Origin of the sequence: Paenibacillus caseinilyticus, from assembly GCF_027533645.1 — a bacterium.
GTDB lineage: Bacteria > Bacillota > Bacilli > Paenibacillales > NBRC-103111 > Paenibacillus_G > Paenibacillus_G caseinilyticus.
The window spans coordinates 1-23,479 of sequence record NZ_JAQAGY010000001.1; the positions used below are offsets into that span (position 1 = coordinate 1).

At 45.4% G+C, this 23,479-nt stretch carries 21 protein-coding genes and 2 pseudogenes; 9 read left to right on the forward strand and 14 right to left on the reverse strand.

The genetic code is table 11. The features are described from left to right. Positions 1-305 precede the first annotated feature (305 nt). The 4 genes from O9H32_RS00005 to O9H32_RS00020 all read right to left on the reverse strand — a co-directional run bounded on the left by O9H32_RS00005 (position 306) and on the right by O9H32_RS00020 (position 5,133). Positions 306-1,778 carry a serine hydrolase domain-containing protein gene (locus tag O9H32_RS00005; protein ID WP_269863663.1) on the reverse strand — a complete coding sequence of 491 codons (1,473 nt, stop codon included), beginning with the start codon at positions 1,776-1,778 and terminating at the stop codon, positions 306-308. A 367-nt stretch (positions 1,779-2,145) separates the two neighbouring features. After that, a complete protein-coding gene (locus O9H32_RS00010) occupies positions 2,146-2,712 on the reverse strand; it encodes an RBBP9/YdeN family alpha/beta hydrolase (RefSeq protein WP_269864293.1) in 567 nt (188 codons plus the stop codon). 882 nt (positions 2,713-3,594) lie between these two features. Beyond that, positions 3,595-4,326 (reverse strand): Fic family protein, encoded by a 732-nt coding sequence (locus tag O9H32_RS00015; protein WP_269863664.1) that lies wholly within the window; start codon positions 4,324-4,326, stop codon positions 3,595-3,597. Positions 4,327-4,623: 297 nt separating this feature from the next. Further along, entirely contained in the window at positions 4,624-5,133 is a 510-nt protein-coding gene (locus tag O9H32_RS00020) for a hypothetical protein (RefSeq protein ID WP_269863665.1), read from the reverse strand. A gap of 215 nt (positions 5,134-5,348) precedes the next feature. On the opposite strand from O9H32_RS00020, the gene O9H32_RS00025 reads away from it, so the two are divergent. From O9H32_RS00025 to O9H32_RS00035, 3 genes are read left to right on the forward strand one after another with little or no spacing between them, the layout of a single operon-like run. Continuing rightward, entirely contained in the window at positions 5,349-7,142 is a 1,794-nt protein-coding gene (locus O9H32_RS00025) for an ABC transporter ATP-binding protein (RefSeq protein ID WP_269863666.1), read from the forward strand. A gap of 4 nt (positions 7,143-7,146) precedes the next feature. Further along, complete coding sequence (locus tag O9H32_RS00030; RefSeq protein ID WP_269863667.1) at positions 7,147-7,845, forward strand: response regulator transcription factor; 699 nt, start codon at positions 7,147-7,149, stop codon at positions 7,843-7,845. Further along, positions 7,832-9,142, forward strand: a complete 1,311-nt coding sequence (locus tag O9H32_RS00035; RefSeq protein WP_269863668.1) for a HAMP domain-containing sensor histidine kinase — start codon at positions 7,832-7,834, stop codon at positions 9,140-9,142. The genes O9H32_RS00030 and O9H32_RS00035 overlap by 14 nt, the downstream gene beginning before the upstream one ends. A gap of 459 nt (positions 9,143-9,601) precedes the next feature. On the opposite strand, the gene O9H32_RS00040 is transcribed toward O9H32_RS00035, so the two are convergent. The 4 genes from O9H32_RS00040 to O9H32_RS00055 form a co-directional block, all read right to left on the reverse strand. Continuing rightward, on the reverse strand, positions 9,602-9,919 hold the full coding sequence (locus O9H32_RS00040) for a hypothetical protein (protein ID WP_269863669.1): 318 nt from the start codon (positions 9,917-9,919) through the stop codon (positions 9,602-9,604). Between the two features lie 209 nt (positions 9,920-10,128). Next, the gene (locus O9H32_RS00045; RefSeq protein ID WP_269863670.1) at positions 10,129-11,691 is read right to left on the reverse strand and encodes a DUF4179 domain-containing protein; all 1,563 of its coding nucleotides are present in this window, start codon (positions 11,689-11,691) and stop codon (positions 10,129-10,131) included. After that, positions 11,636-12,235 (reverse strand): RNA polymerase sigma factor, encoded by a 600-nt coding sequence (locus O9H32_RS00050; RefSeq protein WP_269863671.1) that lies wholly within the window; start codon positions 12,233-12,235, stop codon positions 11,636-11,638. The genes O9H32_RS00045 and O9H32_RS00050 overlap by 56 nt, the downstream gene beginning before the upstream one ends. A 304-nt stretch (positions 12,236-12,539) precedes the next feature. Further along, complete coding sequence (locus O9H32_RS00055) at positions 12,540-12,893, reverse strand: helix-turn-helix domain-containing protein (protein WP_269863672.1); 354 nt, start codon at positions 12,891-12,893, stop codon at positions 12,540-12,542. A 117-nt stretch (positions 12,894-13,010) separates the two neighbouring features. Here O9H32_RS00055 and O9H32_RS00060 point away from each other — a divergent pair. Then, a pseudogene (locus O9H32_RS00060) lies at positions 13,011-13,840 on the forward strand (IS110 family transposase); the annotation flags it as partial. Positions 13,841-13,844: 4 nt separating this feature from the next. Here O9H32_RS00060 and O9H32_RS00065 read toward each other — a convergent pair. Continuing rightward, the gene (locus O9H32_RS00065; protein ID WP_269863673.1) at positions 13,845-14,591 is read right to left on the reverse strand and encodes an SDR family NAD(P)-dependent oxidoreductase; all 747 of its coding nucleotides are present in this window, start codon (positions 14,589-14,591) and stop codon (positions 13,845-13,847) included. A gap of 181 nt (positions 14,592-14,772) precedes the next feature. Here O9H32_RS00065 and O9H32_RS00070 point away from each other — a divergent pair, with 181 nt between their 5' ends. From O9H32_RS00070 to O9H32_RS00080, 3 genes and pseudogenes are all read left to right on the forward strand, one after another. After that, positions 14,773-15,123: a winged helix-turn-helix transcriptional regulator gene (locus O9H32_RS00070; protein WP_269863674.1), complete on the forward strand. Its 351-nt coding sequence runs from the start codon at positions 14,773-14,775 to the stop codon at positions 15,121-15,123. Between the two features lie 28 nt (positions 15,124-15,151). Beyond that, positions 15,152-15,468 (forward strand): annotated as a pseudogene (locus O9H32_RS00075) (EVE domain-containing protein); the annotation flags it as partial. Positions 15,469-16,048: 580 nt separating this feature from the next. Next, positions 16,049-16,663, forward strand: a complete 615-nt coding sequence (locus O9H32_RS00080; protein ID WP_269863675.1) for a CBO0543 family protein — start codon at positions 16,049-16,051, stop codon at positions 16,661-16,663. A gap of 289 nt (positions 16,664-16,952) precedes the next feature. Here O9H32_RS00080 and O9H32_RS00085 read toward each other — a convergent pair whose 3' ends face one another. From O9H32_RS00085 to O9H32_RS00095, 3 genes are all read right to left on the reverse strand, one after another. After that, on the reverse strand, positions 16,953-17,174 hold the full coding sequence (locus O9H32_RS00085; protein WP_269863676.1) for a hypothetical protein: 222 nt from the start codon (positions 17,172-17,174) through the stop codon (positions 16,953-16,955). A 168-nt stretch (positions 17,175-17,342) separates the two neighbouring features. Then, positions 17,343-17,561, reverse strand: a complete 219-nt coding sequence (locus tag O9H32_RS00090) for a hypothetical protein (protein WP_269863677.1) — start codon at positions 17,559-17,561, stop codon at positions 17,343-17,345. Between the two features lie 404 nt (positions 17,562-17,965). Next, a complete protein-coding gene (locus O9H32_RS00095) occupies positions 17,966-18,676 on the reverse strand; it encodes a hypothetical protein (RefSeq protein WP_269863678.1) in 711 nt (236 codons plus the stop codon). 237 nt (positions 18,677-18,913) lie between these two features. Between O9H32_RS00095 and O9H32_RS00100 the strand changes: the two genes are divergently transcribed. Beyond that, the gene (locus O9H32_RS00100; RefSeq protein WP_269863679.1) at positions 18,914-19,312 is read left to right on the forward strand and encodes a carboxymuconolactone decarboxylase family protein; all 399 of its coding nucleotides are present in this window, start codon (positions 18,914-18,916) and stop codon (positions 19,310-19,312) included. Positions 19,313-19,542: 230 nt separating this feature from the next. Here O9H32_RS00100 and O9H32_RS00105 read toward each other — a convergent pair whose 3' ends face one another. Next, on the reverse strand, positions 19,543-20,223 hold the full coding sequence (locus tag O9H32_RS00105) for a TetR/AcrR family transcriptional regulator (protein ID WP_269863680.1): 681 nt from the start codon (positions 20,221-20,223) through the stop codon (positions 19,543-19,545). A gap of 138 nt (positions 20,224-20,361) precedes the next feature. Between O9H32_RS00105 and O9H32_RS00110 the strand changes: the two genes are divergently transcribed. Further along, positions 20,362-21,714 carry an MATE family efflux transporter gene (locus O9H32_RS00110; RefSeq protein ID WP_269864294.1) on the forward strand — a complete coding sequence of 451 codons (1,353 nt, stop codon included), beginning with the start codon at positions 20,362-20,364 and terminating at the stop codon, positions 21,712-21,714. A gap of 246 nt (positions 21,715-21,960) precedes the next feature. Here O9H32_RS00110 and O9H32_RS00115 read toward each other — a convergent pair whose 3' ends face one another. Then, complete coding sequence (locus O9H32_RS00115) at positions 21,961-23,469, reverse strand: DUF5050 domain-containing protein (protein WP_269863681.1); 1,509 nt, start codon at positions 23,467-23,469, stop codon at positions 21,961-21,963. Between the last annotated feature and the right edge of the window lie 10 nt (positions 23,470-23,479).

The window sequence follows — 23,479 nt, forward strand, 5'->3', positions numbered from 1 at the left end:
TTGCCTCCAGCTTCCTTCAGATTCCACCTCACGGTGGACACCCTTGCTCTTGGCTAACGGTAGGCGTTCGCCAGCCCCCGTTCGGGACTTTCACCCTAGAGATGACGCCCATGCTGGGCGTACCACGAAAAAAAGGCTGCCGGACCATAACCGGCAGCCTCGTTCTTCGTAGGAGACAACTACAGCGGCAGCTGCCCCGTCACGTCCTTAGCTGATTGGAAGTTGGTATGAAATTCATTTTTTCCAAAACCGGTATAATACAGGAATGATTTAGTGAGTCAATATCGGCTATGAGTAAGTTATTCTCACCCAACATTACTCTGGACCAACTTAACTTGGCAAAACCTTCTCATTTGGCATACCCAATTTGTTATATTTACAAGCGTTATTACAACAAGCCATATTATTAGCGATGACATGGTGGTCCATAGCCCAAGCCAAGGAACCACTCGCCCAGCGGCCATGAATGTAGTTAGGGGTGAAAGCAGCACAAGAATCAAGCCAGGAAGAATCCACCAGACGGATGAAAAAATCAATTGTCCAGCCGTAATGCCCTTGTTGCTCTTGCTGATACGAAAATGTGTATACAACCCCCAAAGGCCCGTCGCAATGATGAGCAAAATCATAACGGTCTCCATCTTTTTACTGTTAAAGATAGGAGCTTCGGCCTTTTCGCCCTTTATGATCCTTTCAATGCCTTCGACAAAAGCTCCATAATCGACAAAAGTATTGATTCCCGAGTTAAACATCATGGTAATGCCGAGCCGATGATCTAAATCTATCTTCTCTTCACTCTTATACGTCCAGAAAATTCCATTGTGGGAAAGGGTCCGTCCTCTATGTTCGTCCTCGTCTACATTCCACCCCATTCCATACGGACCGTTCTGTCCGGCTGTATGGTACTCCTCCATTAGTTCTGAGGTAAGAAGCTCCCCATGATATTGAGCAAGCATCCATTTTGCCATATCTTCAGCAGTTGAAACAATCCCTGCCGGACCGTCAATGAACCAATGCGGCTCTTCTTGCCTTACAGGAAGGCCAAGCAATAAATAATTCCCCCGCGGAATGGCAGGATTTTCATTGATTTGCTGCGTAGTGCTAATGCTGAAGGTATGCCTCATACCCAGGTGCTCGAATATATTCTTTTTCATGTAGGCAGAGAAGTCCTGCCCGCTTACTTTCTCCACAAGCAGAGCCAAATACTGATAATTCGGATTGTGGTAGATATAGGCTGTTCCGGGATCATTCGCAAGCTGAACCGTGCTCAACGATTGGTTAATCTCCCGCAGCGATTGATATTGGGGGGAACGTGTCATGTCGGGATTCACTTTGTCATTAAGACCGGTTGTCTGATTCAATAAATTCCGGACCGTGATTGTACGAACACGCTCATCCTTAGGCGAGAGCTCAGGAAAGTATACAGCGTATGGCGTGTCAAGATGAATTCGTCCTTTTTCCACCAACTGAAGAACGGCTAGTGCCGTGAAAGCTTTGCTTAAGGAAGCAATGGGAAAAGGGGTGCTGCCGATGATCTGGCGACCATCTGGAAATTCACCGTAACCGTTGGTATAAAACACCTCTTCCTTATTGACTATTGCGAGAGACGCAGCTTTAATGTTGTTGGCTTCCATATTATTTTTGATGTAATTATCGATTTCTTGCCGTACTCCTTCGGCTTTGTTTGGAACTTCGATTGCAGACACAGGGTGAACCTGGATTGACATCCATAGCAGTACACTACTCAAGCATAAAATGAATTTGTTTTTGGCGGTAGTCATCGTGATCCTCCCTCCAACCCAGCATAGGGAAACGGTAAAGCATACAGGCTATGCCATTCTCGTGCTGCTTGATAGTTCATTGAATTGCTCCTCCTTATATTGATTTTCCCGTTAAAACCAGTGTTACAGATGAATCTTAAGAAATAAGGAGGGTTTTTCTTACTATTTTAGATAATAACAATCCAAATCCTTGCAAACTCACGACACTATCCACTTACCGGTACCCGATGGTTATCATTCCCATTTCCGTCAGCCTGTCTGCCCCATGAATTGAAAAAAAGGCAGCCATTATGCCGGCTGCCGATCATCGTATTTCATTGAGTTAACGTTACCCATAGCGTAATGATATGTCTTAAAAACCACCATTTTATATAACTTTGATCATTTGATTCAAAATATCATAAACCGCCGGGAAAGTAATATAACCATCATCTTCTAAAAAATGGCCACCCTTTTCGACAGAAATAAATGATGCATCCAATTGTTTTGATAAATGTTGACTGAATTGAAAAGGAACAATATTGTCATCCTTTGCAGCGATAACAGCACGTGAATTTGTTGCAGCAATTATTTTGTTGTAATCCACTTCTTTTTCTGTAAAAGGATTTATGGAAGGAAAGAGTGACAATGGTTTAGCGAAACCAGAAACAAGAATAAAGCCTCCAAAGGTTGGTAACGGATTTAATTGTTCTAGATATTTCAATAGTGTGATGGATCCTAAACTATGTGTGACAAAATAAGTTTTGTTATCTATACTCTTTATACCTTTAGCTAATGTATCCAACCATTCTTCCTTCCTGGGGTCAGACGAATTGGGCATGTCTAGGACCGAAACTTGATGATCGTCTGCCAATAACGCTTCTTTTAACCAAGGGAACCAATGATTGTTTGGTGAAGCTCCATAACCGTGGATAATATATACTTGTTTTCCCATTACTACACTCCCTTTTATAGAGATGAAAACAAGGAATACTAATTTGCACCATTCCCAGGCCGGAAAGGCAAAATATGGTATATCCATATTTCTAATAATATCGAAATTCATAGATCTGTCAACAACTTCTTCTCAGTAATGTTCTGCCCGATTATATGAAGAAGTAAGCAAGAGCTGACGCGGCAGCTCCTTCATTCTCGGGATCACGAGCAAAAATTACTGAAATACTGTTGCCAGGATTGATTCAAGATTCGTGCTGGACGACCAGATCGTTTCTCGATGTCTCATGTAACGATATGGAATTTCCCATTAGAGAAGTTCTGTTGTATACTCCCAATGCTTGTGATTACGTCTGTCGGAATTCCCATCTGTTGAAGCTGTCCTTGAAGCGTCTCAAGTGGCAATGTGATGAAAGCCAATGGCTTACCGCTGGCTTTAGCGATGGCCTCTGCTCGTTGAGCACCAGTGAGGCTTACTGGCCCGGTTCCTGTATATATTGCACCATCGTGACCTTCGCTGACTAGAAGACCGTTATGAATGCCCTCTAAGTTTGCATAACAGGAAAACTCTTACAACCGATCGTGGTATTGGCTGGCAACACACCACCATATCCAGTTCCCAATGGCAATGGCCTTTGCTGACCAGCCAAGTCGATAATACGCCCCTAGTTGTCCACGCTCGGCTATGGTAAGATGGGTGCAGCTCATGTGTGGGTTCTCCTGTTCAAATGGTGGTGTGGTAACTTCCATTGTACACGAATCCAAACATAGGCTCTTTTATTTTTCGCTTAGGTGTCGCACTTCATATTACAATCCGTCAAATGATTAAGATATTATAGAAGACTTCTTTACATATTATTTGTTGCTTCCGTATATCGGAAACTTACACCGACAGTAATAGTTGTAATCCGTGGATAACCTCATCTAATACCATATCGATAAGGTTTTTGGGGTCACCTTGATCCGCAAGTTCAAGCGCTTTGTAATAATCTTGACGATTCTCATTGCGGACAATTGCTGGGGGATATCCGTTCTTCAATAATACATAGTTCATGATAAGCCGACCAACACGTCCATTCCCGTCCGGGAATGGATGGATTGCTACAAATTTATGATGACATAACGCAGCTAACTCGATAGGATGCAATTGGCTCTGCCCAGAATACCATCGAATAAGCCCCTCCATTTCTTCCGGAACGAGTATAAATGGAGTGTAATGATGGATTTCGCCAGATATAGTCAATACATGATTGTCCTTCTTTTTATACTCTCCCGGTTGAAAATCCAAGTTCCGAACACCTTGAAATAATATAACATGGAACTCCTTGATAAGGCTCTCACTGAGGTCTCTATATTTAATGGCATCCTGTAGGTAATCAATCGCTTCCGCATGATTCACGATCTCCAAGTGCTCACGCAAAGATTTCCCCTTGACCGTTAACCCTTCCCTTAGAAAAAAAGCCGTCTCCTGATAAGTAAAAGTATTTCCTTCAATGGCATTTGAATGATAAGTCCACTCTTCCCGAAACTTCTGTGCTAAGGTCTTCATTAGATCCGGTTGAATTGGTCTCCGTTCTTCAACTTGCCGCTTTAATTCGTCAACTTGTTCCCACATTGAAATATTTCCCTTTCCGATACTGGAATAATTATATTTATTATACCACTTGGATGGACATATCTGCTCATTAGCTTAGAAAGTGAAGTCATCTAACGAGAGCCAGTGTACCAAAAACCAGTGCCATTAACCTCCGATACGCTCTTCTGATCATTCGCAATACAAACAGTGCTGCAAAGACCATAGCAATTAACCCAGCAGGATGATTAATCCAATCCATCTTAAACACCTTCCCTTCCTATATTAAAGTAGCGACAGCTGTACCGGCGGCTTGGAATATTCGGGCAGCAGCGGAAGCTATAGATCGATGCCGTGATATGCCTCCTCCAGCCGGAAGAGCCACTGCAGGTTGTAGGCCATACAGGCTTCGCCATCCCAACTCGGGTCCACCTTATCGGCAGCGACTTGCCCCCTCTCTGTGAGCACAAAACGCTTCTGCCGGCTCCAAATCGGAGTCGTAGAGTCCCAATGGCTCAGTCGCAGCCCCTTCGCCGTTTTGCGAATCCTGGCTATCTCTACAAACATGATCCGGAGGAGTCCCATCAGAAAGGAGGAGAGCTTGTTGAACTGCTCCAGGTTCCTCCGCATGATTGTCCGCCGATACAAGAAGAACGCGATCGCCGCGCGCACCCGCTCGCGGGAAATTCCATGAGATCCCTTGCCGCGCTGGGTTCTAAAGTGCACCTGCTTCGAGGAAACGGACTCAACGAGATTGATATTCCCAAGTCCTGTCTCTACTCTGCCGGAAGTAAACTTCTTAAAAAAACGTCGTTCCCACTCTCTTGCTGTTACGTCAAAATGATTCATACACTAACCCCCTCTTGTCGGGTGAGCCATCGTGGCAAACACGGAGCCTCTGGCTGCACCTCTTATTCGTTTTGATCATTTATGAAGGCATCTAAAAATTCTCTGAATCTACTTTCATAAACTGTTAAGATTTGATCTTTATGATGAACAACTGTACCGCGGCGACATCATAAATTTACGTATGGAAGCGAATCTTAACGAACTGGGAGACAACAATGAACTTATTTGACAAATCCACCAAGCAGACAGACACTCAAGATCCATTGCCTAAAACCACGCTAAGCCATTTTGCTGCGCTTTTAATCTCAGCAGGTATTCCCAAACTGACGCTCGGCATCGCGATCCTATTAAGCTTAATCAGCGCGATGGCGGGACTGATTGTTCCACTCGTCACCGGCAGTATGATTGACCAGTTCCGCCTGGAGTCGATTAATGCCCCGATGGTGCTGAAGCTAGTATTTTTCTTTATTTTGCAAGCGATATCGAGCGGGGTTTCCTATTTATTGCTGGCCTACGTTGGCAGCCGAATGGTCAAGCACTTGCGCACAAAACTCTGGAAGAAAACATTGGCGCTGCCGGTGCAGTTTTTTGACCGCCATCGCTCGGCAGACCTTATGAGCCGCGTAGCTAACGACACGAATGAGATCAAATCGTTTATTACCGACCACTTAATCGCCTTTTGTTCCAATCTGCTCACCGTCATTAGCGCGGTCGCCATTCTTTTTTACTTGGACTGGCAAATGACACTGATCATCTTGCTGGCGCTGCCGATTGGTATTGCCTTCCTGATGCCGATGGGTGATAAATTGTACGAGATTTCAGTGAACATGCAGGAACAATTGGCCGGGCTGGCTTCAACCCTTTCACAAGTACTTGGGGAAATTAGGCTGGTGAAGTCCTCTAATTCCGAATGGCGAGAAATAAAGAACGGTGAAGCCGACATAGACGGGCTGTATCGCTTTGAGATGAAAGAGGCCAGAATAAACGCAGTGCTGACACCATTGATGTCGCTGATCATGATCGTTCTTCTGGTTATCATCATCGGTTACGGAGGGGTCCGTGTTTCTTCCGGCGCTTTGAGTACGGGAGCACTTGTCTCTTTTATCCTGCTGTTGTTTCAGATTCTATTTCCATTCAGCCAATTCGCAGCCTTCTTCTCGCATTTAAAAAAAGTGATGGGTGCAACAGGGCGGCTAAGGCTGATTATGGAGCATCCCCCGGAAACCAATCCTCAAGTTCGCTTGCTGCCTAACAAGCAAAATACCATGGAGTTCCGCAGCATTCGCTTCGGCTATCAACAGGATAAGCCGATTCTGCTGAATGTCTCTTTTACGATCCCCCACTGCAAGGTGACGGCTCTGGTAGGACCTAGCGGAAGCGGGAAAACGACGATTTTTTCACTTATTGAACGTTTTTATGAACCGGAGAACGGTGTGATATACTGGGGAGATTCAGCAATTGGTGATTTTCCCTTCGAGGCTTGGCGCAGGAAGATCGGTTATGTCTCCCAAGAGAGTCCGCTTATGGCGGGTACAATTCGAGACAATATCACCTATGGCCGTGAAGAAGAAGTAAGCGAGGAAGAACTGATCGAGGTAGCTCGGCTTGCCTATGCCCATGATTTTATTGATGCACTCCCCGAAAAGTATGAGACAGAGGTTGGCGAGAGAGGAATTAGGCTATCAGGCGGACAACGCCAGCGTATTGCTATTGCCCGGGCTTTGCTGCGTAAACCCGATATTTTGCTCTTAGATGAGGCGACGGCCAGCCTGGACAGCGACTCGGAGCATGAAGTACAAAAGGCGCTCGACTATTTAATGAAGGGCCGGACAACCTTGATCATCGCGCATCGATTATCGACCGTCGTGCATGCGGACCAAATCGTCGTGTTAGACCATGGTCAAGTAACTGGAATCGGCACGCACGAGGAACTCCTTCATAAGCATCCTTCCTATAAGGCGTGGGCTTACAAGCAGTTTCAGATCAATCCATATACGAGCAAGGGGTGAAACGATGAATCCGAATCGCATTTTAGTTGTGGAAGATGATCAAGATATTCGTGACCTCCTCTGCGCCTCGCTTGCCCGAGCGGGTTACGAGGTGACTCCGGCCAAGGATGGACAGCAGGCATTGGAGCATATAGATGATTCGCTTGACCTGGTTATATTGGATATTATGATGCCAGGCATTTCGGGAATTGAAGCATGCAAGCAAATTAGGAAACGCTCCAATGTCCCGATCTTGTTCCTAACTGCAAAATCCGGCACAATCGATAAGACAGAAGGGCTCTTGGCCGGCGGAGATGACTATATGACGAAGCCCTTCTCCGAGGACGAGCTTCACGCCAGAGTCATAGCCCAGCTGCGCAGATATAAGATTTATCAGGACAAAAAAGATCACGGTGAAACGTTTCTGATTGCGGGCAAACTCAAGGTCAGCGAGCAGTTCAATGACGTCTGGAAAGACGATCGCAAAATCGAGCTGTCCGACCTTGAATATCGGATCTTAAAGTTGCTCATGAGCAGGCGTAACAAAATTTTTTCCGCGCAAAATATATATGAAAGCGTCTGGAATCAGCCCTACTTCTATTGCTCGAACAACACCGTCATGGTGCATATCCGTAAATTGCGCGCGAAGATTGAGGATGATGCCGCTCATCCGACCTATATCCAGACTGAATGGGGAAGAGGCTACCGCTTTGTCATATCGTAGGCTTTCGCTGACCAAAAAGCTGGCGTTGCTCATTTTGACCGCATCGATGGTGAGCGGGTTATCTTTTCTTATCATGCAAGCCATCAGCGATGAATGGATTGACCGTCATCTCGAATCGGAGACTTATTTCGAGCAGCAGTCTTCCGAATATGTGAAGAAATTTGCTGAGTACGTTGACGCGAATGGTTTGTCTTCGACGGACCGAGACGCCTTCGCCGCGTGGACGAAGAAAGAAAAAATTATTCTGCTTACCATCTATAAGGACCAGGTACTCCAGTTTGATTCCGTCTACACGGCTGGAGATGAATCAGCGTATGGAGTGGAATCCGAATCCCAATACGCGAAGAAGCATTCTTCCCCCGTTCTGTTTAGCGATGGCCAAGGAGATGTCATTATTGACGGTTTCTTCGCATCCCGTTATTACGACGCAGCCTTTGCACTGGAGGTTCTAGCATCAACGGCCATCTTTCTGTCGATTGTGCTAACGGGCATCCGCCGAAGCCTGGCTTATCTGAAGACGATCCATGAAGAAATTCACATTCTGGAAGGCGGCGATCTGGAGTATGCGATGACCATCCGAGGTCACGATGAATTAGCCATGATCGCCGGAAGCATTGAAGAGCTTCGCAAAGCGTTTCTAGGCAAGCTGCTCGCAATCGAAGCGCTTCAGGCGGAGAGCCGAAGCCTCGTAACCGAGATGTCTCATGATATGCGTACGCCGCTGACCTCCTTGATGATGTACTTAGAATTTGCCCGAAAGGAAAAGGACAAGTTGTCCCCCGAAGCCAGCAGCTATATCACAAATGCCTATGGCAAAGCACTTCAATTAAAGAGCCTGTCCGATAATTTGTTCGCTTACTTCCTTCTGGACAAAGAACAGGAGGCCGAACTGGAGACGTTGTCTGCGCAAGAGGCGATTTACGATCTGATGTCCGATCTGGTCGGTGTGCTGCGGCAAGAACAATTCCTGACCCGCTTGACAGGCGAACTACCCGACGCCTATATCACCGTTAATATGGAGTATCTTGGACGTGTTTTCGATAACCTGCTCTCCAACTTGTTGAAATATGCAGAGCTGCATGACGAAATCAACATCTCATTCGTGTTCGATCAAGAAGTGTTCGAAATTCATATCCGTAACACGATTAAGGCCACGGATGCTTCCTTGGAAAGCACAAGGCTGGGTGAAAAAATCATAGCGAAGATGATGCAGCACATGCTGGGTCAATTCTCCAGTTCCAACGATGGTCTCACCTATCGGACGGTCTTGAGATTCTGGAATACAAAAAGGTACTGATGATCCGCTGGCGTTGTTCTAAAGGACACCAGCGGATCCATTCATATCTATCATCGATAGGAACCTCCTCTGCAATTATTATATAAGTAAGCGTCAAATAGCCCACATCCTTTGACTAGGTATGGGCTATTTGACGCTTATTTTTCTGACGAGCGCCAATGTGCCAAAAACCAGTGCCATTAACAACTCCGGCCTCCACCCCTTGGACAGGCGTAACGAAGGAATGAGAGGGCAACGACCCGTTGAGTCATGGGAGTGAAAACCTCCAGGGGCGGCGTGAAGCATGCGTGCAGTATATGGAAGGATATGGGGTTGCAATCTCCCCTCTATTTCCTCACGCCTTCATGTTGTCTCGGTCTTCAACAGTGCTCCTGAAACTATCTTTCCGTATTTCTGTCAAAGGTGAAATCCTGCGAATAAGCGAGTATTCGTCAGAGAACTAAATCGTACCGAGGGAGCTTAATGAGTAATATGTGAAGTTAATCCTAATTTATCTATGAGAAAATCCCCTTGTTCTATTTTTAACGTTTTCTTTTCATTACTAAATTCCCATCCATTTTCAATCGCATATCTAATTAAACGTTCACAATTGCTTGGCTTATGTGGGATAAAGTGCCAGCTGCCTTCCCATGTAAATAAGACTTCAAAAAATGAGGTTTTTGATGAATAGACCTTAAAATTCACAAATTTATTATTAGAGATCTCATTAATAACGCAGTGGAATTGAGAGCCATTTACAATTATCTTTTTAGTTCTTTTGCAAAATGTCTTCCCCATAAATGTAACCCTCCTGAATACGACATTCTTCAAGCATGTAGAGTCATATTGTTACTTTGAAAGTATAGCACACCTTGGGATTAACTCCCCTTATTTCAATAAAAAATGAAGCAATTGCCGAGGCAAACTGCTCCTGAGTCGTTCAACTATCGTTCCCAGATAGTTCAACAAACCCTTATCCATCTTCAACATAGCAAGTAGCTATTATTTTACTCCATTGGCAGCTTCCAGTTCACATTGTTATACCACTTAGAAACAGAGGTACGGGTTAATAACAGTTTTTGGGGGATTATTGTTATCCCCGGAACTCGAAACTGATAGAGAACCTTAGGGTCTTCCACGCCCCCTCCCAAAACGTAACGCTCCTCTTCCATCATAATGGAGCCATGACCTTTAGCAGAATACACAGTGCCCTGGTCGTCTTGAAATACCCAGTTGGATTCAATGGGGTCGTTTAACAGTCTTCCTTCAAGATGCAGGCTGCCTTCGCTTTGCTTTGCATCAGGATTCTCATTGGGCTCAATCGTGAATCGTCTGAGCATGAATTCATCACCAGCTGAACGGAAAGCTAGGGGCTCCTCGCCTAGTCTCTCTGGCTCGAAGCTTATTTTTGTACCATCCTTCTCAGAGACTGAATATCCATCTATTACGAAATAATAAGGCTCATTCTCAGGCAAATACCGGAAAGTGTAGCTCCATAGCATGCCCCCCTGCTTCGTACCCGGTATGCTTGAGTATGTCATTAGACTATCGTTGTGAGGAAATTTCCGTGCATTCACACTATGAATTTCCTTTCCATGCTCATCTTCAAAATGAAACGATAGAGACTGCTTCTGCCAGTAATCCTGCGGGGAGCGAAGCAACGCTTCCGTGCTTAGCTCTGTTTCCAGCTCCAGTCTTACGCCTTGCACCATTCGAGTCAGTCGCTTTAGCCGGATTGTCATACCCTCAGGTGTGGTGTATTCCCCTTGTATTGGGGTGACCCGAGTTTTGGCTTTTGCTTCCTTCATATCGATAGTGAAGTCAAAATTCCATTGTCCATTAATGGGCTCCAGCCACTTATGGTATTCATTGGTGAAGCTTGTGATGCGACCCTCAACAATAATCTTGTCTACGGTAACCGGCTCCGCGAAATGGGCTACCATGTAATAAAAATCAGGAGTTATTCCTATGTCGTACATTTCTCCAAGTTGATGCCCCTCTTGATCCTTAATGGTAATGGCACCAGGATTCAGAAACCGGTCATCCGTCGCGGCTGGGCCACTCAATTGCAAGGCCAATACCACCCTTGTTGGGTCTGCAACAACCTCCTCAACACGTACTGTATGTTCATGATCAGTCACCTCAATACCCGGGTTCTGTACCAAGCCGAATTCCATAGCACGAAGCAACCCTATGTCCACGTTCTCTTCTTTAAACAAAGAACGGATGATCTGTGCAAATGAAGGGACAGTATAGTAGTTCACCACCCCTGCAGTAACTAGTAGTAAGGCAACGATAGCCGCGATCGTCCTGCGCATTCTCCAGCGGCTTTTAATACGGGGACGATGACTTGATGTGGTGATTTTGTCCATCACATCAGTGACAAAGGAATCTGGAAGTTCATCCTCATAAAGCAGCGTAGCAAGACTCTCTTGTTCCTCTAAGAGACGCTGATACTCACCTTGACAACGAGAACAACTTCCAATATGAGTAGAGAATGCTCTCCGGTGCTCTTCAGTCGGTATCTCGACCAGATAAAGCTCCATCTCCTTGCGGCTTAAGCAATCCATGCCCTGCCCCCTCCTTCTTGCTTAGTAATAAGCGCATCCGTTCCTTAGCTCTGTACAGATCGTTTCGAACCTTCGGCACACCTACACCCAGTAACTGACTGATTTCTTCGTAACTCAAATCGTTAGTATATCGAAGCAAGAGAGCAAGCCGATAGTGCTCGGGAAGTCGTTCCATAACTTGATAGAGCTCCTCACGGCTCTCGGCACGAAGCAGCTGCTCCTCAAATCCCTGCCCACTTGCAGTAAGATCTTCATCGAGTTCTGTTAAAATTAGTTTTTTTCTCTTTACTGAATCTCTCCATATATTGGTCGTAATGGTATACAGCCAGGCAGAAAAACTTTTCTCGGGGCGGTGAGTAGATAAATTATGATACGCCTTAATAAAGGCTTCTTGTGCCATGTCTTGCGCGTCTTGCGAAGGCACGCCTAATCCGCGTAGGAGTCCGAATAACTTTCCTTTGTACCTACGGACCAATATAGCAAACGACTCTGTATGTCCAGCCAGAACACGCTCCACGATCTCGCGATCCGTTTCAGATTCCACGCACTTAAGCTCCTTTCCTATTCCAATGAATAAGACGAGAATTACTGTGAAAAATCTCTTTTATCACGAATTTATTTTCATACAAGAGCCCGGTTTGTGCCCTTCTAGCTTCTCTTCTCAGTATGAGCGAATAAAGATGAGCCACTTGAAGCTGATTCTATGGAACACAAAAAAGCACCTACCAGCTAGATGCTTTGTCTTTCTTTAAGCCCATTTACCAGGTTATCCTGCCCGTTACTTCAATGAAAAAATAGAGCAGCTGCCGCGGCAAACTGTTCCTGGATCATTCAACTGTCTTCTCCAGTTAGTTTAACACGGAGGGTTCATACTGCTTTCTTTGTTCCGTGGATTCTTTAATCCACTCGCTTAGACCAGCACTACTTACAAATATGTCGTTACCTATTTTGATAATTGGCAACATTTTACCCCTGTATGAGCCACTTGTCGTCAGAGCCTTTTCTTCGGAACTAATAATCGCTTTTACTTGAGACTCAGATATATTTAAATAATCAGCTGTTTCTTGAATTGACATTAGTGGTTTATAAGTTTTGTTCGATGAAGATGACAATTGACCCCCGCTGATGATAAAACAACCAACCATGAATGCAATAGCTAAAAAAACTGAACAGATAATATTACTAAAATTAGAACTTTTCAAAGAAATATCCCTCCGAATATGGTAAAAGAGTTTACACTATATTTTACCACAATTGGAACTAAACTGTCCTTTAGTTTAACGAGCGACCAGGTTAATTAACTGTTCTGATCCGGCCATACAGGCGTATTCTGGAAGCCAATTGTTAACCTATTAGAAGCGGAAGATATTGAATTTTTAGTGGTAAATGCTCAACATATGAAAGCTCTCCCAGGACGTAAAACGGATGTGAAAGATGCGGACTGGATTGCGCAACTTCTTCGTCATGGACTGTTAAAGGCGAGCTTCATTCCGAACCGCAGCCAAAGGGAACTGCGAGAATTAGTTCGTTATCGCCGAAGCATCATTGAAGAACGAGCTAGACAACATAATCGGATTCAAAATGTGTTAGAAGGAGCAAACATCAAGCTTGGCTCTGTGGTTTCAGATATTATGGGGGTCTCATCTAAGGACATGCTTAACGCCATTGCAAACGGTGAAGAAGATCCTGGAAAATTAGCAGGCCTCGCTCTGCGAACTATGAAAAAGAAAAAAGATGAACTCGAATTCGCTCTTCGAGGTTATGTTAATCCTCATCAACGTATGATGCTCAAAACCATTTTAGGTCATATTGACTTCCTCACCGCACAAATGGGGATATTAGATCAAGAGGTTGCCCAAAGAGTTATTTCAGATCAAGAAGATCTCGAGCAATTAGATTCTATCCCTGGACTTGCCACTCGAATGGCTGAACAAATCTTAGCTGAAATAGGAACAAACATAAAAGCCCAGTTTCCAAGTGCGGCTCACTTGTGTTCTTGGGCAGCACTTGTACCTGGACATAATGAGAGCGCGGGCAAAAGGAAGTCTTCTAAAGGAAAAAAGGAAATAAAAATTTAAAATCTGCATTAACAGAGGCCGCACATTCCGTAGGTGCCTCCAAAAACTATCTTGGTGCTATGTATAGGCGAACATTTAAATTTGTGCAGCTCCTCCATCCACAAACAATTCGGTCCCTGTGATATAACTACTTTCGTTGAAAGCTAGGAACATAACTGCTTTTGCAATTTCTTCAGATGTCCCCAATCTACCTAACGGCGTTGTAGACTTGGCATACTCCATAGCATTATCGAGCTCAGCTCCAAATAATTCATCATGAGCTGGTGTAATAATCGTTCCAGGGCTAACCACATTAACACGAATTTGAGTTCCCTTTAAATCAAGAATCCAGTTGCGAATTAGTTGTCTGATTGCCGCTTTTGTAGCGCTGTAGATACTGAATGCCGGCATTCCCATTGAACCTGCCATAGACCCCGTCAGGATAATCGAGCCTACATTGTTCGGAAACAAGGGTAATGCCTTTTGAACTGTGAATATCGCTCCTTTTACATTAACATCGAAGGTTTTGTAATAATGCTCCTCCGTAATTTCACCCAACGGAAGAAATGACCCCACTCCAGCATTAGCAAAAAGAATGTCCAAATGACCTTTCTCTTGCTTCACTGCATTATACAGCCGGTCCAAATCCGCCAGATTGGAAACGTCGCCTTGAATACCAGTTACATGATCTCCAATCAGCTTCACAGCCGCATCAAGCTCACTTTGTCTGCGCCCCGTGATATAAACATGCGCCCCTTCTTTAGCAAACTGCTGTGCCGTTACAAGCCCGATACCGCTAGTGCCTCCTGTAACAACTGCCACTTTCCCATTAAACTTTCCCATGTTATGACTCTCCTTTTAAAGGTGCTTTAAGTATGTCTGTCCGTCGTTTTGTCATCAAACAACTGTTCAGTACATCTCATAAATGATATTATGTAATAAAAGTAACCACAATAATAGTACCCACTTTTTTGTTATATAGTAACTAAAAAGTAATAATTGTAATTGAAGGGAGATATACAACATGAAAGTTTATTATTGTAACCTTGAAGTTACCATGGAGGTAATTGGGGGGAAATGGAAAGGGCTAGTTTTATACTATTTGATAAAAGGTCCGAAACGAACGGGCGAATTAAAGCAACTTGTGCATGGTATCACTCAAAAAATGCTTATCCAGACCCTCAGAGAATTGGAAGCTGATGGACTTGTTAGCAGGAAAATGTTCAATCAGGTCCCTCCGAAGGTCGAATATTCGACTACAGAGCTTGGGCAATCGCTAGATCCGATTCTAAGAGCGCTTTGTCAATGGGGTGACGGTTATGCGGATAAAACATTCGCTGAAGGAGAGTTTCAAATTCTTAATAATGAATTTTGAGTATCCAACTAAGTCAGGAATGGATGAGCGTACAGAAATGACGAAAGGGACACCCCTCCAAGCGTTTACCGCTATCGGGGAAGTGGATGATGATAAAGTCTACGAATATCAGATGTCCGAATCGTTTGTGCCAATCCGCAGAAAATCCGCTATATTTCATGCCGGGAGGTACAGATTAGAGATCTATTAGAGCAGCTTAGCTTCACTCGCGGGAACCGAAATTGGGGGTATTCCTTAAGCTACGGTCATTTTGAGATCGGTCGGGAGGACTTTCTGACGATTGCGAGTGCGATGCTACCCAAGCCAGATAGCCAGCATAATCTGCAAATGGTTTGTCAGGCTTAACATTAGACGTTATTTTACTTTGCTTGGTTTCCGTAAAATGTCGGTCACTTCAATGCAAACAGAGAGCCGTTCACGGTGAACAGCCCCCTAGTTGTTATGCTAACCAGTTAGAATTCCTGTAAAACGAGTAATTTGGTCTTTGCAAAAAAACAAGCGCCTCTGTACGATGGGGTTGCACACGAAACTACCCACCTTGTAGTTGGCCAATTCTAATTTGTGGTACACGTCACCAATCAGATAATAAATGTTGAAGTGAAGACCATTATAATGAATCTTTACAACAGGATCTCCCCATTCATCTTTTTTCGTCCAGATATTATATATTGTGATCTTATCAAATTTTCCATTGAATTTAAGCGGTAGGTTATTGGGGATAGAGTTTAGCTAATATGGGAGCGTGGATATAAATCCATGCTTTTATTTGATTTGGACTAGCACCATGCCGATCAAGGACAGCGCCTGCTGGTTCAGCTCATTGGACAGCTGCGTAGCCTGCATCGCGGAATCGATCAGGTAGGTTCGCAGTTAGATTGCCCTTCGCCCATGATGTAATACAGCCATCACTGATCGGAGACAATAGATGGAAAAGGAGCTGAGTGGGTTGGGAAGTAAGCAGGAAAAGATATTCGAGAAAATACTTGGAGAGTTTCATGAAGCCAGTGACCACATGATTTGGTACTGGGTTCACTACTCCGGCTTTAACACCTGGCAATTCTGGCTCTTGGCAGCCATGCTCATTTGCCCCTTGATTGCGCTTTGGTTTTGGCTAGACCGGAATCGCGTGTTTCTGCTCGGATTTTACGGATACAGCGTACATATCATCTTCACCTATTTAGACTCGATCGGTACTTCCCAAAGCTTCTGGGCCTATCCGTATAAGCTGTTCCCGTTCCTGCCTGTGGGATTCGCGCTGGACGTATCACTTGTGCCGGTCTGCTTTATGTTCCTGTACCAGCACTGCCTGAAAAAGAGATGGAATTACTACCTGCTTTCCGCAGCCGCCAGCGCATGCTTCTCGTTAATCATTAAGCCCATTATGGGCGCAGCTGACCTATTCCAGATGTATAACGGCATGAACTATTTCATCTTGTTCGGCCTCTATGTCGTCGTCGCTTTCGGCGCCAAGTGGACAACAAACTTGTTCATCTACTTCGACAGGCAAAGCGACACCTATCGGATCCGTCGTATCAAATGAGGGCGTTCAGGTGAGCGTCCTCACCCGTGCTCGATCGCGACGGCAATTGGCAGTGGCTGACGCTTGAGGATCTTGGCTATGATGAAGAGCAAGTAGAGCGATGGGAACTACATTGCACTAAACTGATCGACCACAATGAACATGAAGCAAAACATTGGTCTCTCAGCAATCTTGAAGTTACTTCAATGGCAAACGGCAGCCGATCGTGTGCCGGCTGCTGTCGTCTCTTGTGGAGCTATCGTCTCCAGTTAGTTGAACAATGACTAGGGGTAATAGTTGGCCTTTGCTTCTAAAAAGATTGCAGCACATACATGATAATAAAAGTAACACTACATATAGCACCAATTGAGAAAACAGTATAACCGAAAATACGGAGAGCCCATGGCATAACTCCCATATCAACTTTACTGGTGGGTGTCCCCACTATAGTCCTATAGTGCTCGGTTACCGAATTAAACGAAGAAATTTCTTGATTCTCACTCTTCACTTGCTTTGAGTTGAATTGTTCCATAAGAAATCACTCCTTTTTTATATCATACCACGAAACCCTCAGTTTTTTCCTTTAATTGTAACTCTCCTGCCCTTCAGCTTAAAGCGAACCAGGGAGCAGCTGCCTCGCGGCGATCTGCTCCCTGGTTATTCCGCTAACATTCCCCGATAGCTGAATGATTTATAATAATTAGGACTTTCTTCCTTTATTGAATAAAAATAAAAGAAATCCTAAAATCAATAAAAGAATAATTGATGGTATTAGCATTGAAAAGTTAATAGTGAAGCCGAAGTCACCTTGAAACAGTGTTTCTATCAATGATAATTTGTTTTCAGTTAGTCCATATTCATCCATCAACTGGGCTCTTGTTTCTTCCGTAAGATCATTTTTAGTGGTTTCCAAATCCATATATATAATCCCCTTAAACCTTCCTAATTAAAGCTTAAGACGAGGAATATCCGTTGTGGATTCCTCTCTGCTTATTGAACTAACGTTCTCAGTTAGCGTAACGTCCAAGTGCCTTGCGAAGGCGAGGTTAATAGTTCTTTCATTGCTTATTTTTTTCGATATATCCCCACATATAATAAGCTCCCCAAAATAATACTGGAACAATTAATGTAACTGGTCTCCATTCTCTTGGTCAATAAAATGCCATAAATATTGCAACCAACAAGGTCCCATTGCGCTATACTCCCGTTACTTCAATGAAAAAAAGGAGCTGCTGCCGCGGTGGCAAACTGCTCCTGGTTGGCTCTAAACTAACGGTCAAGGATAGTTGAAAATGAAAGCTAAGAATAAGTACCGGACGGCGTTCACTTGAGCTGGTTTTGCGCTTCGGGCTTCAGAATATCGTCGCCCTCGATGATTAGATTTTTTAAGTCTCGCAAAGAGTTGATCTCTTGCCTGAGGATATGGTTCAACTCCTTCAGGTCGTCGGAACCATCAGTGAAATCCGCATCGAGGTACTGAGCTGGAACCTGTGTATTTTCTATTTTGATGTTGTACATATGATCGTCCATGACGATCAAGCCTGCATAAAGATTGCCCACAATCTCTATGGAACCATGATTGTAATATCCAAAGACGGCATCGCGGATGTGGGCGTCTCCGTTAATGAAGATTTCAGAGCCGCCGGAGAGGATATTCCGGGCAATGACATTCCCCTGAACCAGCAGCAGTGGACCACTGTCCATGTTGGTGTTCAGCACGTTACCCTCAATGGTCAGATCACCCAGAACAACCAGACCATTTAATTCCCAGTTTCCCTCTGGAGCCAGCTGTTCGAGTTCTTCCCAATCGAGCGGCAGATGCTGATTCAGCACCAGAGGTCCGTTGCTGACCAGGAATCGACTCTCGGGATCAAAGAAGTAGTCATCAAGGTGCGAAGGCAGTGAAAAGATTTGATGTAACTGTACTCTGGCGTTCAGACTTTTAAATGATTCAACGATCAGTTTCCCCTCTGAAATGTACTCATGAAGTGAATTCATTTCTATTTCTTGAACCTCATCATTTGAACTACTCATTATTGATCGCCCCCCCATAAAGATTGAAATCTAGTATCAATTCATGATAGTAAACCCATTGTCCTAGCCTCGAGTAAGGTTGAAACTCTCCTGATACGAATCTATCTTTTCATCTGTTGAATTGTAAAAAAGTTGGTTTCCATAAATTGATTATAGCATATCAAAAAAAGGCCTTGCTTTAGAGTGCACTCTAAAGTGTAACATTCAATTCAAGTTACTCACGAGGAGGAATACTATATGTCAAATGAATCAAACGAACGTTATACACGTGGTTGGGAAAAACTAATGCAAATAGATGGTGAAGGAGGAAAACGTGTCATTGAGTCAATGAGGGACATTGCTCCCGACCTCGGAAAGTATGTTGTTGAATTTGCATTTGGTGAGATCTACTCAAGGGAAGTTCTTGATCTCAAACAGCGTCAGCTAATCACGATCTCATCGCTTACAACACAAGGCGGATGCGAGCCGCAGCTTAACGTGCATATCAACGCAGCTCTCAATGTAGGGCTTTCACCGAATGAAGTCATCGAAACGATTATGCATTGCATTCCCTATACCGGTTTTCCAAGAGTTCTTAATGCAGTTTTTGTTGCCAAACAAGTTTTTGAGGAGCGGAATTTGAAGATTGCGAATTAATACAACTATCCTCCCTCATTGAAGGGCAAAAGAAAAGCGAGGCCCGCAGGCGCTGGATTATGAATGGAATTCAGAGTAAACGGGAAGCCCCATCGAAACCGCCCATCCGATAACCGGATGAGCGGTTTTTTTAATGGATAAGAATTGATATCTCGTCAGGGCTCGATCCTGAAATCTACTTATAAACGCGCATCGTCCTTAAAGGACGGCGAAGCCGTTTATCTTGCATTCTATTTCTCCTGCTCCTGGATCACCTGCTCAATCCCGAGCAGAATCAGCTTCAAGCCGAACTCAAATGCCGCGTCGGTCCCCATCAGCTCGAACAGCCCGCTTTTGAACATCCTCCGGAACAGTCCCGCTTCCGTCTCGCTCATGGAGTCCAGGAGACGAATCATCTCCTCACCCGGAAGCTCCTTCTGCTCCTTAAGAATAGCGGAGACATTGCGTTGATGCTGATCATCATCCAGAACAAAGTAGTAGACATAGTTCACAAGGGTGAGAACGACTTGCATCTTCTGCTCTTGCTCAAGCAGCGTTGATTCCACGCAGAGCAGCATACGGTTGGTGAACCGGATGATGTCCGGCTCGTGGGGGAGCGTCAGCATCATGAGCTGCGTGGAGCAGGGATACCGGCGGAGCACACTCCGTACCGTTACCGCAAGCCCCGTCAGCTGCTCCTTCCAATCCCCATCGGAGTGGAACTCCTCCAGGATCATTTTCGATACCTGGTTGGCCAGACGCTGGTAGAGGTCTTGCTTGCTCTTGAAGTACCAGTACAGAGATGGAGCCTGAATCCCCAGCCGGTCGGCCAATCGCCTCATGCTGAATTTCTCGATGCCCTCCTCCCCCAGAAGCTCCCACGAGGCTTCCAGAATCTTATCCTCCGAAATCTGAGGCTGCTGCTTTTTCATCGGTATCCGCCCTCTTATCTAACAGTGTAAGTTTGTTCTTTACAGGTTCATAAGTTCATGATATCATCTTACACTGTAAGGCTCAACCTTACACTGTTAGTCTGAGGTCAAAAAAATATGCAGAAAGTAGTGACCCACATGGATGCACAAAACCTCCATTACTTTGAAAAAGCACCGATCGCAAAAGCCGTAGCGCACTTCGCTGTACCGATGATGCTAGGCATGTCAATGAGTGTCATCTATTCCATCTTGAATGCTTATTTCCTTGGTACGCTGAACAATACGGCCATGTTAACCGCACTCGCACTAACCTTGCCGTTATTCGCGATCATTATGGCGCTAGGCAACTTGATTGGCATGGGCAGCGGCACCTTCATCTCCCGTTTGCTGGGGGAAAAGAAATATGATGAGGTAAAGCAGGTGTCTTCCTTCGCCTTTTACAGCAGTCTAGTTCTCGGTCTGATCGTGATGGCAGCCTGTCTTCCCTTGATCGATCCCATCGTTCATGGCCTGGGGGCAACGCCTGACTCCTTCGGATTCACGAAGGACTATGTCACGATGATGCTTATTGGTTCACCAATCGTCGTATTATTCTTTACGCTGGAGAATATCGTGCGCTCGGAGGGTTCAGCCATCACGTCGATGGTCGGTATGATTCTCAGTGTTGTCGTGAATGTGATTCTCGATGCGCTTGTCATCTTCGTCTTCCATTGGGGCGTGATCGGCGTTGCGTCTGCTACGGTCATTGCTAACTTGGTCGCGAGTGTATTCTATGCGTTCCATATGGGATATAGGAGCCAATTCTTAACGGTCTCCGTAAGATGGTTCAAGGCTACCAAGGACATTCTCGGCAATGTGTTCAAAATCGGTGTTCCCGTCTTTATTATGAGTATCTTCTTGGGCGCCATGTCACTCGTCTTGAACCATTTTCTTGTCGAATATGGGGATCAGGCTGCAGCGGCTTACGGAGTTTCTTCACGTTTATTGCAATTTCCCGAGTTTATTCTGATGGGCTTATGCGAGGGTGTCGTACCGCTCATTGCCTTTTCTTTTACAGCGAATCAAGTACGAATGAAGCAAACCATTGGATTCACGATCAAGGCGATTGTGGCGTTAGCCGTCGTGTTCGGCGTCATCATCTATCTGACATCCGACCACTTAATTGGATTATTTACGAATGACCCGCAATTAATAGAAATGGGCAGCTACATTCTGCACGTGACGTTCTTATCCCTGTTCATTTCAGGAACGACCACGTTGTTCACGGGAATCTTCCAAGCAACAGCGCAAGGAACCGCCGCGTTTATTATGTCAGTTATTCAAGGAATTACTCTGATTCCTGTGCTCTATATCGCCAATCGAATGAATGGCTTCCACGGGGTGGTCTGGTCGCTCGTCATTGCGGATGCCGTCGCGTTCCTTGTTGGAGCCATCATGCTGTATGTTCTGCGGAACAAATTGCAGCCGGATTTGGAACATTTAGGACAGTAGCAAAACCATATAACATGCAAGTAGCAGGAGGTCCTCGATGTTTACCTCCTCCCCCGCTCCAACCCGGCCGCCCATAAAAAATGGAGCAGCTGCCTATGCAAACTGCTCCTGGGTCGCCCAACGATCGTTCCCCGTAGTGGAACGAACCGCCCGTGATTCCATCAGTCGACCTTCAGTCTGTGGCGTGAACAAACAATACGGGTGATAGGACCCGATTATAGGGCAACCGGACTGATCGGTCTAGTCTTACTGCTCTTTGAGCGGCACGATCTTGCCGTCCAATGTCACTTTGTAAAGCGGAGCGTCACCCATCGAGCTTCCTGCGAAGTGGAGCTGACCACCGGCAAAAAACAGGTTGACCGCGCGCACACCCCCGGTCACCTCGGTCGGCTCGCTGCCGTCGATGCGGATTTTTTCAATGACGGCCGATCCCATGATGCCGAACGAGCCTTTGACGTAGTACAGCCAGCCGTCATGGTAGTTTAGCGTATTGAAGTTGACATGCTGGTCAAACTTCCGGAGAGGTATGCTGGAGGAGCCCTCCAGCATCATTTTGAATAATTGATTATTAGTGCCGTAATAAATCCAGCCTTCCGCAATAAGGAAAGTATCGAAATCTCCGGTAGAGGCTAGCGGTGTCAGCTGCGATCCGTCTTTACGGATTTTGCTCAAAACCGCAGGATGCTTCCCATCTCCCGGCTGTATGAAATAGATCCAGTCTTTTAGGACATGGATGGAATCTGTAACCACGCTGCTCACCGAGTCGCTTAAGGTTCCTTGGAAAAGCGTCGATTCGCCGCTTCCGTCCGTCCGTATCTTTTTAATGCCCTTTGTTTTGTAAAAACCGACCGAATATTGCTCTTGTCCGGTCAATTCCTGGTCTACATAGTAAATCCAATCCCCGTCTACTGTAATCCGGCCCGCTGGTGCATCCGATAGTTTAGTCCGTTCCGTACCGTCCGTGCGCACCTTGTATATGCCTTGATGTACATTTTTACTTTTGTCAACCACCGTATAATAAACCCAATCGCCGACCACATTGATCGAACCGGCGTTGTCATCCGTCAGCCTCGTCTTGCCACTGCCGTCCAGCTTCATTTTATACAGGTAGTTAGGACCGTCGTAGCTGCTGTTCGGGTTGAGATACATCCAGTCGTCTGCTACCGCGAGCTGTCCGCCGTTATTCAAATTGTAGTTGTCGCTCTCGGCGATCGGCCGTGTGCCGTCCGTAGACGCCGCCGTATGGATACGAAGGCCGTTGACGCTGTCCCACGACGTATTCCAGCCGAACTCGTCATGAGTAAAACGCCATGTCATCGGAAAATAGGTGATATTTCGGAACAGGAGCAGAGGATAGGGCTCCGTGCTATTCTCGATGCGTTTCCCGTTCACTTCAATGAGGAATTCGGGAAAAACCGCAGTTTCGCCGGATAAAGTATTCGCCTCCGTCGTCAGTGTTTGCACCAGTACCTCAGAACGCACTCGCTTTTGAATGCCAAGCCTTGACTCCGTATCCCAGGAGGTCTCTAGTCCAAGCGCCCGTGCGTAATCCCATGTCATCGGGAAATAGGTGATGTCCTTATAAATAAGAAGGGGATACTGGCTGTGTGTATTATCGACCGGGGTTCCGTTCAGAAAAACGGGGAATGGCGGAAGCGCCACCTTCGCTTGTTTCGGTGTGGCGGCAATTACGGGATAAGCGCTGAGCAGCAGCATCGGAATCGCGAGTGCGGCCGTTAGCAAGGAACGCTTCATGTTGCAGTCT